The following is an 11,037-nucleotide window of genomic DNA, read 5'->3' as shown; positions in this document are numbered from 1 at the left end:
TATCGCGTCCGACGCCACGGGTGACTGGGCGTTTCTGCGCATGCTCGAAAAGGCCCAGGTCAAGCCGCTTGACGATTCGCGCTTTGAACTCGCCTGGAACGGCACAACGACAGACGCGGATACGAAGGCGGCTTCGGCGGCAGGCGGCGATCCAGCCTCGCCATTGCACTACCTGCTGCGCGTACAGGCGGGCGCGGGGCCGCTGGAGCTGCTCAAGCTGCGTGGCTTCCAGATGCCGGATCGCATTTTCGTGACGGGCCGAGCCGGAGTGATAGCCGGACTGCCCTCGCTGCCACCCTTGCCCCCGGAGTTACAACCTTGACCGCACCGTGGAAAGCCCAACAGCAGGAAGGCGCAAACCCGTTCCTGAGATATTTCGACGCCGAGATGCGCTATCTGCGCGAAGCGGGCCGCGAGTTCGCGCGCGACCAGCCCGAGGCCGCGCGGCGGCTGGGCATGCAGTACGGTCAGGAGAATGACCACGTCCGCGCGGTCAATGAAGCCTTCGCGTTCCTTGTGGCGCGGTTGCGCATGAAGCTCGACGATGCGATGCCGGAGATTACCGCGGGCGTGCTCGACAACCTCTATGAACACATGGCGCGGGCGATCCCGTCGCTGTCGATCATCGAGTGCCTGCCCCTGAACCGCAGGAGTGCGGCCACGACGCAGATTCCCGCCGGGGCCGTGGTGCGCTCGACGCCGGTTGGTCCTGCCGGCGTGCAATGCCCGTTTCGCACCACACAGGCGGTCGACCTGCTGCCGTTGTCGGTCGAGGACGCGGCGGTGGCGGTACGCGCCGACGGACGCACCGTCATCCGCCTCACCCTGGGCCTCTGGTTCGGGGACCAGCGCGAGTCCGTTGACCTGTCGCGCATCCGCCTGTACCTGCATGGCGACCGGTCTGCCGCCGCCGCGTTGTACGCGGCGCTCACACGCCAGGTCGCGTCGGTCGGCCTGCGTCTGCCCTCGGTGAGGGATGGTGCGCTGCAGTCGCTCGACGGGGTACGCTTCGAGCCGGCAGGGTTCGGCCCGTCCACGCGGGTGTGGCCGGTTGCGAACGAGGTGCGCAACCAGCAACTGGACCGCGAGCAGACGCTGCTGGAGTATTTCGTGTTCCCGGAGAAGTTTCACTTCGTCGACCTGTGTGGCTTCGACAGTGCGATCGTGCCGGTGGGGGAAACGCGGATGACCCTCGAGATCGAGCTGACCGGACGCATGCCGGGCGACCAGCCAGTGGGGCGGGAGAGCTTTCGCCTCTTCTGCACGCCCGTGATCAACCTGTTCGAGGTCGATGCGTTGCCGCTGGAGCCTGCCGGCTGGCACGACACCGAGCATCGTCTGCGCATGCAGGCCGCCGAAGAGGATCACATCGAACCCTGGGCCCTGCTTGCGGTGACGGCCGCCGATCCGGAGGGCAGCGCACAGCACGCCTACCGGGCGTTCACGAGTTTCAAGCATCGCGGCTGGATGCTGCGCTACGAGAAGCCGGAGCGGTACTTCCATACCGAGCTGCGCTATGGTGTGCTGGGGCGGGAACTCTGGGTGACGCTGGCCGGGCAGCTCTGGGCGGGAACGTATCGCTACGCAGAGAACGACGAGGACCGTCCGCAGCCGGATCGACATGTGACGGTGCGCGCGCTGGCGAACAACGGACGCCTGCCGCGCCTCGCGCTCACGGAGGCGACGATCACCGAGACGGTGTCGGGCTTCACGGGCATCGCGTCGGTACGCAACCTGACGGGACCGAGTCTGCCGCAGTATCCGCCGCGTTATTTCCCGGGTTACGAGACGCGCGCGCTGGGCCATTTCGCGGCGAATGGCGTGAACGAATTCAACGAGATGGTCCTGGCAGGCGCGCCGGTACTGCACGAGGTGCTCGAACTCTACGACTGGACCGTGGACGATGCGGTTCCCCAGCGCATTGACGCGATCACGTCGGTGCGTTTCTCCGAGGACCAGGTCATCCAGCGCGGCGGTGTGCTGCGGGTCGCCCGCATCCACGTTGACCTTGACGCGGGCGCCTTCGCCGGGCCGGGCGACGCCGTGCTGTTCGGTGACGTGCTGAATCACTTCCTGGGACGCTATGCGTGCTTTCACTATTCCGTCCAGCTGGCGCTGACCATCGACGGCCAGGAGACGGTCTATCCGCGTACCGATTTCACGGGAGCGCCACTCTGATGACCATGTGGATCAGACGATCCGCGCCCGGCGTGGTCCTCGCGCTGACGGTGAGCGGGTGCGGCATGTGGCAGTCGGTGAAGGACGGCACGGTGGCGGCGACGCACGCGGTATTTGTATCGAAGGTGAAACAGATGGACCTCGTCATGGCAGCGCGCGGCGCACTGAACCAGGACAAGCGGGGCGCGTCGCTGCCGGTCGTGCTGCGCATATACCAGTTGAAGGATGACAAGCCCTTCGCGACCGCGACCTACGCGCAACTGCTCGAGGGTAATGATGCGCTGAAGGCGGCGACACTCTGGAGCCAGGACGTCACGCTCGGGCCGGGACAGACGCTGAAGGTATCGGCGCCGATGGGCGACGACGCGAACTACGTGGGTGTGGCGGCATTCTTTCGTGACACGTCCGGTGCCGAGTGGTCGGTGCTGATCCCGAAGGCGCAGTGGAAGAAGACCGACCCGGTCAGGCTCGTTGCGGCGGACCGCAATATCGTACTCGACACGGGGCAAGAAAAATGAGGAATCCATACCTGCTGCGCAGGGTGGCCGTGACGCTCCCGGTCCTGCCCCGCACGGCGAGGCTGTGCCCAGCGATGCGCAGCTTGGGGACTATGCGCTCGACTTGCAGCAGATCTCGCTGATGCTCAATACGCTGGTCATGTGCAACCTGCGCCAGCCGGGCTGACCGGCGCGGCGTGCAAAACGGGAAAAGAAACCATGAAACGCTATGACATCCGCGACGGCGATACGACGACCGCTGGCGGCCGGGTTCAGGCAAGTGGGCGCGACGACCCGATCGACGACGTGGCTGCTGCCTACGAGAACGATCCGGTCTGGTGTGAGCAATGCCAGACGACCGGTTACATTGCCTGCGTCGGGCCGCGTGTTTCCTCAACGGGGTTGGCCGGGCGGCAGCAGGCGTTGAGTGACGACCTGTGCCGCTGCCGCTGCACGCCCGCGCCACGTCTGATCGCCTCGCAGACGCGCTCGTACTGCGAGGTGTGAGATGTGTCCCGCGATGAAGCCGGGCGCAACACGCACGCGCAAGCGGCACACCCTCGAAGAGATGCAGGCTCTGGCCGCAAAGCGCGGCGGACGCTGCCTGTCGACGGAATACGTGAACACCAGTACGCATCTGCTGTGGGAGTGCGCCAACGGGCACCAGTGGCGGGCGACACCCAGCAACGTGATCACCCGGTCCTCCTGGTGCAAGTATTGTTCGCAGCGTGAGCGCGCTGCACGCCGTGACATCGAGGACATGCAGACGCTGGCCAGCGCACACGGCGGACGTTGCCTGTCCCCGGAGTACCTGGGCGCGTTGGTTCCCCTGGAATGGGAGTGCGCCCGGGGGCACCGGTGGTGGACGAAACCGCTCAAGATCAGGATCGGTTCGTGGTGCATGACCTGTGCGCAGGATCGCTGGCGCAGCTCGATCGCTGAACTGCAGCAGGTTGCCGCGGAACGCGGGGGGCGGTGCCTGTCCACCGACTACGTGAACACGAAGACGCGTGTGGAATGGGAATGCGCGGCGGGGCACCGGTGGTTCGCCACGCCGGTCAGGGTTAAGGCGGGGGGCTGGTGCCGCGTGTGCGCAAAGGTCCGCCAGCGCAGCACGCTCGCCGAGGTCCGGCAGCTTGCCGCGGAGCGCGGTGGGCGCTGCCTGTCGACGGAGTACATGAACAGCAACACCCATCTGCTGTGGGAGTGCGCGAATGGGCATCAGTGGCAGGCCGTGCCGTCCAGTGTGAAAGGAGGCTCATGGTGCAGCCTCTGCGCGAAAGTGCGCCTGCGGGTGTCGCTGGAGGAAGTGCAGCGCGCGGCGGAAAAGCTCGGGGGCCGATGCCTGTCCAGCGAGTATGTGAACGGTACGACGCCGCTTGGGTTCGAATGTGCAGCGGGCCATCGTTTTGAGGCGTCGCCCCGTGCGGTCCGTTCTGGCCACTGGTGTCCGAAGTGTGCGCACGACCGGCGGCGGCTGACCATCGGGCAGATGCGTGAACTGGCCGCCAGCCGGGGCGGCGAATGCCTGTCGGAGCATTATGTTGACCAGCGCACCCATCTGAGGTGGCGCTGCGCGGCGGGCCACGAGTGGGACTCGTCACTGAATGCCGTGCGGGATCACTGGTGCCCGGCATGCAGTGGAAGGCCGCAGTACACAGTGGCCGACATGCAGACGCTGGCGCGCTCGCGCGGCGGCGAGTGTCTGTCCGATGCCTACGTTTCGGCTCTTTGCAGGCTTCAGTGGCAATGTCACCGGGGCCACACGTGGTGGTCGAAGCCCGCGAACGTGCTGAGGGGGACATGGTGCCCGGAGTGTGCGATCCTGGCGCGTTGCCGCAGCCGCAAGGCCCGACGCCGGTACGAAGCGGTCGCGCTGCCCGAATGGAACACGGCATCAACGAATCGGGATCCAGGGCCGTCGCCTGACGAGGGATGGCGGGCGTGAACACATCGACTCCTGACTCGCCCGGGCAGGCGCAACCCGATGCCGATGAGTCCGCATTGCTGCCGGAGCATCCATCGCTGGCAAAGTTGTACCGGCGTGCCGCCGAATTCGGCTGGAGATGCCTGACCAGTACCTGGCGCGGCTATCAGACCCGATATGAATTTGCCTGTGTGCAGGGGCATCGCTTTGAACGCCATGCGGCGACGGTTTTTTACCAGGCCGAGGCGCCAGCGTGCCGGGGTTGTGAGGCCGATACGATTCGCGATCGCTGGATGGCCATGCTTGTGCAGCATGGAGGCGAGCTTGTCGACGGACGCTTTACGGGGTTGCTGGATCGCTACCGGCTGCGTTGCGCGAAGGGTCATGAGTGGGAGGCGCAGGGACGCAAGATCAGCGAAGGAAGCTGGTGTCCGCGCTGCGCAGCGCAATCCACTGGCGCGCGTCTTCTCGATGGCGAGGGACTGGCGAAGCTGCAGGCTGCAGCGCAGGAAAAAGGTGGCCGGTGTCTGTCCACCGATTATCTGGGTTCGAAGGCTTGCTACGAATGGCAATATGCGCCGGGGCACCGCTGGCAGTCGAGTGGCTCACACATTCTGCAAGGGCACTGGTGTCCGCAGTGCGCTGCTGCGCAACGGGGCCTGGGCCGACGTCGTGCCGACGGGCTTGAGGCGCTGCATGCGGCGGCAAGGCAGCATGGGGGGGAGTGCCTTGAGACGGCGTTCGTTGGTACCCGCGCACTTTACCGGTTTCGCTGCGCAGCGGGCCATGAGTGGAAGACATCGGCCAATCTGGTGCTGAAGGGCCACTGGTGTTCCGAATGTGCCTGGCAGAAGCAGCGGCTGCCGATGGATGCCATGCAGCAACTGGCCGCGAGCCGGGGAGGGCGATGCCTTTCGGAGGCCAGCCTGGGTGCCCACAGGAAGCTCACGTGGGAATGCCATCGGGGCCACGTGTGGTCCGCGACGCCGGCGAGCGTGTACCACGGCGGATCTTGGTGTCCGAGCTGCGCGAATCTTGAGCGTTCGAAGAAGCGAAGGAAGCGCCTGAAATACGATTTCGAGGGGTGACACAGGAGGGCCGGGTATTGCAATCTGCACGCGGATCACCGAGGTATGGTCGAACACCCGCGAGCAGACGAAGCCGCTCTTGCTCCCGGGCGAGACGATCGTCATCGGCACGCGCGGGCCGAGGCCGTAGGGCAGGCCGTCGGCGGTGTACTTGCCGCAGCGCCCCGGATTCACCACGTGGTGGATCTCGCCTTCCACGCTCACGCGTCGACTTGCTCGTCGGCGGCGTGCCGTCGCCAGTTCCCTCGGCGAGCAATCAATTTGTATAACCTCAAGCGGCCTCAATCGAGCGTGGTGAATCAGTCGCCGGATGGGGCATACTTCGCCGCGCTGTTTGCGATTCAATCGGCGGCATGATTGTTCGGGACACCTACTAAAAGGTCTCCCAACGCTGTTAGAAGGAGCGACACACGCCTGCCTGCCCGACATCTGCACGCATGCATTGCCGATGAAATCACTGCTGTTTCGCGGCGCAGACGACTATTCATGGACTGCAAGTCCAATGTTGTGAAAGCGGCCGATGAGGCCAATTAAGGAGAAGAATAGTGACGCAAAAATTTACAAAATTGGCACTTTTAGCCGCGATGGCTAGCGCATTATGTGCTTCGTCCGGTGCTGCATTCGCGGCATCAAAGGCCGCCGCATCATCTACCGTGCATAAGCCCGATGCAGAGGCAATAAATGCATTGGTCAAGATGAACAGTTATTTGCAAACCATCAAACAATTTGATCTCGATGTCGATTCGACTACGGATCAGATCATGGTTAACGGTTCAACGACGCAACTGATTCAACTGTCGCACAACACGAAGATGACCGTGAGCCGCCCCGACTCGCTCAAGGCCGACATTGTCGGCGGCGCGCCAGGCAACAGGCGGCATGCTTTCTACGACGGCAAGAGCTTCACGCTCTATACGGAGCCGGGCAACTATTACGCGACGGTCCCCGCGCCTTCGACGATCAAGGAACTGATGGGCGATCTCGAGGAAAAGTATGGAGTCGAGTTGCCGCTGAACGATCTCTTCTCGCTCGGTGCGGATCCCGCTGCGTTTTCCCACGTGATTTCGGCGGTCTATGTCGGCGACGAGGTGGTCAGCGGAAATACCTGTTCGCACTATGCCTATCATGAGAAGCAACTGGATTGGCAAATCTGGATTCAGAAAGGCGATCAGCCGCTGCCATGCAAGCTGAATATCGTGACGTCGTCGGACAAAGAACGGCCTCAATACACGGCGGTGTATCACTGGAATCTCAAACCCGAGATCACGTCGGTGACATTTAAATTCACGCCCCCCGAAAATGCACATCAGATCAAGTTTGTGCAATCCAGCGGCGCTCAATAAATTTCAATCCAGAGATCACCATGTACTCGAAAAAATTCTTGATGACAGCGAGCGCTGCGTTGATAGCAGCGGGGGTTGCAACAGCCGCGGGCGCATTTCAGGTTCGGGGCGGCGCGCAGACGTCGGTGAATGCCGCCAACCGCCAGAGCGCGCATGAAACCAATGTCACGACCCGGCAGGCCAACCGCACCGCGCGCGCGGGCGATCGCCAGAACACCATGCAGCAAGCGAGTTCGAACCGGGCCAACGCGGCGACGAACATCAGCAGCAACCGGGCCAACGCGGCAACGAATATCAGTAACAACCGGGCTAATGTCGCGAACAACTACAACGACAACCACGGCGGCTGGTACAACGATCATCCGGTTGCAACGGCGGCTGCGGTGACCACCGCGGTAGTCGGGACGGCGGCTGTGGTGGGTTCCATTGTCCGCAGCCTGCCTCCGAGCTGCTCGGCCATGATGGTCGGCGGCGTGACTTACCAGCAATGCGGCTCGACGTGGTATCAGCCGCAATACGCGGGCACCACCGTGCAATACGTGGTGGTCAACCCTCCGCACTAAGGGACGCGGGGGACGCAGGCGTCTGTGTGTCGACCGCGTCGCTTCGGCAGGCCATCACGGGGCGACGCCGGCTGTGGGCACGCGGATGCCTTCGAGTATGTCGGTTGCGCGATGCGGTTGCGCGACCTGATCGATGAAGAACACGTCGCCGCTTGCGTGCCGCGTGCGCAGCGGCAGGATGGCCTGATAGGCCGGCGAGCGATACCACGTGCGGGCGCGCTCGCGGTCGTCGAACTCGATGACGATCAGGTTGCCCCTGAACTTGCCTTCGAGCTGCTCCACGCGGCCGCCGTGGATGATGAAGCGGCCGCCGAACGGCGCGAGCGTGCCGTCGATCTTTTCCAGATACTCGACGATTTCGGCGCACAGTTCGGTTTGATGCAAATGGGCGATGGCGTAGGTCGTCATGGCTATCCTCATGCGGCAGGGAAAGGGATGTGAGCTGCCAACCAGGATAGGGCGAGGCGGGAGACGAATCGATTACCTGGGAAGTCAAGCTCAAGCGCCGTTCTTGCCGCCGCCCTGATTCAAAGCGGTTAGCAAACGGCGGCAAAACGGCGTTATTCAATGGTAGGGAAAGGCCGGGAAAGCCCGAATTGCAACGAGTTAACCCGGCCCTCAAAAAAACGCTTGCAAAGGTATAGGGAAAACCCTAGAATCAACTCGTCTCCTCCATGTCTCTCCTGATATGGATTCAGCCCGCCCATTCAGGCGGGCTTTTTCTTTTCCAGCGCCCTGAAAACGCCACGCACGCGGCCTGCCTGGACCTGTCCCCATCTGCGTGCCGTCAGCCATCGAGAGTAAAATCGTTTGATCGGCGCCCCGCTCGGGACGCTCAAGCGCTCAACGTGATGCTCAACGCCCCCATGAAACCGTCTCCCACGGAAGACAAGAAGAAGCGCAAGCGGCCGCCCACCTGGCTGCTCAACACCTTGACCGCGCTCGTCGGCGTGCTCACGCTCGCGCTGGGCGTGGGCTGGCTGATCCGTAGCTGGGTCGTCGACCGGGAGATGCCTTACTTCGCGATCCCGCTCGTGCTGTGCGTGCCGGTGATCGCGGCCGTGGCCTTCCGCAATATGTGGGACTGACCGGGCGGTTGAAGCGTACGCCCCGCGGGCGCGTGCGAGCTCTCAGCGGCTGAACCGCTCCGCGCACGCCTGCCGTACGCGCTCGATCGGCGCGCTCCACGTTTCGTCGGCGCTCTGCCGGAAAAGGCGCACGGTTTGCGGATACCACGGCGAATCTTCGCGCGCGTGGAGCCAGCGCCAGTCCACGTCGCGGCCCGGCAGCATCACCCAGCACGGCGTGCCGAGCGAGGCGGCCAGATGGGCCGTCGACGTATCCACGCAGATCAGCAGGTCGAGCTGCGAGACGATGGCCGCCGTATCCACGAAATCGGCCAGCTCGGCGCCCAGGTGCAGGATCGGCTGTGCCGCGCCGGCGCGCTGCGCCGTCTGCGCTTCGTCTTCTCCCGCGCCTTTTTGCAGGCTCACGAATTTCAGCCCCGGCACGCTCCAGAGCGGCGCGAGCGCCGCGAGCGAGGGAATCGAGCGATGGGGGTCGTTGTGGTGCTTCGGATTGCCCTTCCACACGAGCCCGATGCGCGGGCCGTCGCCGAGCGTGTCGAGCCGCGCGGCCCACTTGCGCACGAGCGCGGGGTCCGCTTCGAAGCGGGCCGGCGGCGGCGTCGTGTCGAGGGTGGTGGCCAGATGCAGTGGCATGCTCAGCGGGCTCGCCCAGTAGTCGAACTGGGCGGCGCGCGCGGTGGCTTCGGCATGGGTATAGATGGCGTCGATGCCCTCGACGTCCGCGAGCACGCGGTGCAGGGCGTCGACGCAGCCGAACGCAACATGCGCCGCGCCTTGCGCTTTGATGAGGCGCGCGTAGCGGGCGAACTGCAGCATGTCGCCGAGCCCGTCTTCCTGCCAGAGCAGCAGCGACTTCCCGGCGAGCGGCTCGCCTTGCCAGTGCGCGCAGCCCAGCATCTCGCGCGAAGCGAAATGCACGAAACTCGTGTTCTCGTAGCGCCGTTCATAGAGGCGCCAGCCTTCTTCGTAGCGGCCCATCGTGATGAGCAGCGTGGCGAGGCGAAACACGGCGTCGCCGTAATCGGGCATCAGCGCGATTGCGCGGCGGTACGCGGCCTCGGCTTCGTCGAGCGCGCCCAGCTCCTTCAATACGCCGCCCAGGTTGAAATGGGCCTGTGCGATATCGGCATTGCATTCGAGCGCCCGTTGAAGGGTCGTGAGCGCTTCGGGCAGACGGCCGAGCATGCCCAGCATGCAGCCGAGGTTGTTGAGCGTTTCCGCGCGCGCGGGGTCGAGCCGCAGCGCCGTGCGGTAGGCCATTTCGGCTTCGGGATAGCGTTCGAGCTGCTGCAGCGTGACGCCGAGGTTGTAGTGCGCATCGACATGGTCGGGGCGCAGCGCGAGCGCTTGTCGATAGAGCAGCTCGGCCTCGGGCTGGCGCTTGAGCTCCGTGAGCACGCAGCCGAGGTTGTTGAGCGCCTCGACATAATCGGGCCGGATTTTGAGGGCGAGACGGCACGCCAGCTCCGCTTCCATGAGTCTGCCGAGCGACTTGAGCAGCGCGCCGTAATTGTTCAGCGCTTCGGGGTATTGCGGCTCGGCGAGCAGCGCCTGGCGCCAGGCTTCTTCGGCTTCTTCGAGGCGTCCGTACTCGCGCAGCAGCGTGCCGAGATTGTTGTGCGCGCGCGCATAGTGCGGATTGCTGGCGAGCGCGGCGCGCCAGGCCGCTTCGGCTTCGTCGCGGCGGCCCGCCTCGTGCAGGACGATGCCGAGGTTGTAATGGGCGTCCACGTGCCCGGGCTGGCGCGCGAGCGCCATGCGGTACGCGAGCTCGGCCTCCTGCGCGCGACCGAGGCGATGCAGCACGATGCCGAGGTTGCTATGCGCGTCCGCGTGCGCCGGGTCCACGGCGAGCAGGCGCCGCCAGAGCGTTTCGGCGGCGGCCCACTGGCCGAGCGCCGTGAGCATCGCGGCGAGGCCTTGCCAGGCGTCCACGAACGCGGGCTTCGCATCGATGCAGCGCTGCCACAGCGCGTGCGCCATGTCCGTCTGGCCCGTGCCCAGCGCGCAGAGCGCGGCCAGATGGAGCGTTTCGACGAGGGACGCGTCGTCCGCGCGCGCGTGCGTGCCGATGAGCGGCGCGAGCACGGCGAGCGCCTCGGCGAAGCGGCCTTGCGCGCTCAGTGCGCTTGCTTCCTGCTGGCGGTCGGGGTGGAGGGGCGCGTCGGCGGTCGTCGAGGTCACGGTGGGGCGGGCGGAATGAAGGACGCTACGAGCTTACGACAGCGCTCGCGCGAGCAACGGCGCGATTAGAGCGTGTGTGGGCCGCCTGTTCGACGAATTGCGACGAATCGCGCCCGCCGCGCCACTCGCGCGCCGCATTTCAAAATCGTAAGGCGCCGCGGCCGCGCCG

General features: G+C 65.0%; 11 protein-coding genes and 1 pseudogene. 9 read left to right on the top strand and 3 right to left on the bottom strand.

What is annotated here, in order from left to right:
- The 6 genes from U5775_RS36235 to U5775_RS36210 form a co-directional block, all read left to right on the top strand.
- Nucleotides 1-322 (top strand): type VI secretion IcmF C-terminal domain-containing protein (locus U5775_RS36235; RefSeq protein WP_322062942.1); only part of this gene is annotated, 322 nt, incomplete at its 5' end.
- A complete protein-coding gene (gene tssF, locus U5775_RS36230) occupies nt 319-2,178 on the top strand; it encodes a type VI secretion system baseplate subunit TssF (protein ID WP_322062941.1) in 1,860 nt (619 codons plus the stop codon). The genes U5775_RS36235 and tssF, both read left to right, overlap by 4 nt.
- The gene (tssJ, locus tag U5775_RS36225; protein ID WP_322062940.1) at nt 2,178-2,696 is read left to right on the top strand and encodes a type VI secretion system lipoprotein TssJ; all 519 of its coding nucleotides are present in this window, start codon (nt 2,178-2,180) and stop codon (nt 2,694-2,696) included. Before tssF ends, tssJ begins: the two co-directional genes overlap by 1 nt.
- Before the next feature lie 198 nt (nt 2,697-2,894).
- Nucleotides 2,895-3,182, top strand: a complete 288-nt coding sequence (locus U5775_RS36220) for a PAAR domain-containing protein (protein WP_322062939.1) — start codon at nt 2,895-2,897, stop codon at nt 3,180-3,182.
- Nucleotides 3,183-3,195: 13 nt separating this feature from the next.
- Entirely contained in the window at nt 3,196-4,623 is a 1,428-nt protein-coding gene (locus tag U5775_RS36215; protein ID WP_322062938.1) for a hypothetical protein, read from the top strand.
- Nucleotides 4,620-5,690 carry a zinc-ribbon domain-containing protein gene (locus U5775_RS36210; protein ID WP_322062937.1) on the top strand — a complete coding sequence of 357 codons (1,071 nt, stop codon included), beginning with the start codon at nt 4,620-4,622 and terminating at the stop codon, nt 5,688-5,690. The genes U5775_RS36215 and U5775_RS36210 overlap by 4 nt, the downstream gene beginning before the upstream one ends.
- Here U5775_RS36210 and U5775_RS36205 read toward each other — a convergent pair.
- Nucleotides 5,685-5,939: pseudogene (locus tag U5775_RS36205) on the bottom strand (alkaline phosphatase family protein); the annotation flags it as partial. The gene U5775_RS36210 and the pseudogene U5775_RS36205 overlap by 6 nt on opposite strands.
- Nucleotides 5,940-6,235: 296 nt before the next feature.
- On the opposite strand from U5775_RS36205, the gene U5775_RS36200 reads away from it, so the two are divergent.
- A complete protein-coding gene (locus U5775_RS36200; protein ID WP_322062936.1) occupies nt 6,236-7,033 on the top strand; it encodes a DUF2092 domain-containing protein in 798 nt (265 codons plus the stop codon).
- Between the two features lie 20 nt (nt 7,034-7,053).
- On the top strand, nt 7,054-7,596 hold the full coding sequence (locus tag U5775_RS36195; RefSeq protein WP_322062935.1) for a hypothetical protein: 543 nt from the start codon (nt 7,054-7,056) through the stop codon (nt 7,594-7,596).
- Between the two features lie 54 nt (nt 7,597-7,650).
- Here U5775_RS36195 and U5775_RS36190 read toward each other — a convergent pair whose 3' ends face one another.
- On the bottom strand, nt 7,651-8,004 hold the full coding sequence (locus tag U5775_RS36190; protein ID WP_322062934.1) for a DUF1330 domain-containing protein: 354 nt from the start codon (nt 8,002-8,004) through the stop codon (nt 7,651-7,653).
- A 458-nt stretch (nt 8,005-8,462) separates the two neighbouring features.
- Here U5775_RS36190 and U5775_RS36185 point away from each other — a divergent pair, with 458 nt between their 5' ends.
- Nucleotides 8,463-8,684 (top strand): hypothetical protein, encoded by a 222-nt coding sequence (locus U5775_RS36185; RefSeq protein ID WP_415913741.1) that lies wholly within the window; start codon nt 8,463-8,465, stop codon nt 8,682-8,684.
- Nucleotides 8,685-8,726: 42 nt separating this feature from the next.
- Here the strand turns inward: U5775_RS36185 and U5775_RS36180 are convergent, their stop codons facing one another.
- The gene (locus U5775_RS36180) at nt 8,727-10,868 is read right to left on the bottom strand and encodes a tetratricopeptide repeat protein (RefSeq protein WP_322062932.1); all 2,142 of its coding nucleotides are present in this window, start codon (nt 10,866-10,868) and stop codon (nt 8,727-8,729) included.
- Nucleotides 10,869-11,037 lie beyond the last annotated feature (169 nt).

Origin of the sequence: Paraburkholderia sp. J63 (assembly GCF_905220245.1) — a bacterium.
Classification (GTDB): Bacteria; Pseudomonadota; Gammaproteobacteria; order Burkholderiales; family Burkholderiaceae; genus Paraburkholderia.
The sequence above is the reverse complement of the archived record's forward strand: the minus strand, read 5'-3'. Positions and strand labels throughout refer to the sequence as shown.

Excerpts from the sequence above, each read along its gene's own strand:
- U5775_RS36190 (WP_322062934.1), bottom strand. The coding sequence starts at position 8,004 with ATGACGACCTACGCCATCGCCCATTTGCATCAAACCGAACTGTGCGCC.
- U5775_RS36185 (WP_415913741.1), top strand. The coding sequence starts at position 8,463 with ATGAAACCGTCTCCCACGGAAGACAAGAAGAAGCGCAAGCGGCCGCCC.
- tssJ (WP_322062940.1), top strand. The coding sequence starts at position 2,178 with ATGACCATGTGGATCAGACGATCCGCGCCCGGCGTGGTCCTCGCGCTG.
- U5775_RS36220 (WP_322062939.1), top strand. The coding sequence starts at position 2,895 with ATGAAACGCTATGACATCCGCGACGGCGATACGACGACCGCTGGCGGC.
- U5775_RS36195 (WP_322062935.1), top strand. The coding sequence starts at position 7,054 with ATGTACTCGAAAAAATTCTTGATGACAGCGAGCGCTGCGTTGATAGCA.
- U5775_RS36215 (WP_322062938.1), top strand. The coding sequence starts at position 3,196 with ATGAAGCCGGGCGCAACACGCACGCGCAAGCGGCACACCCTCGAAGAG.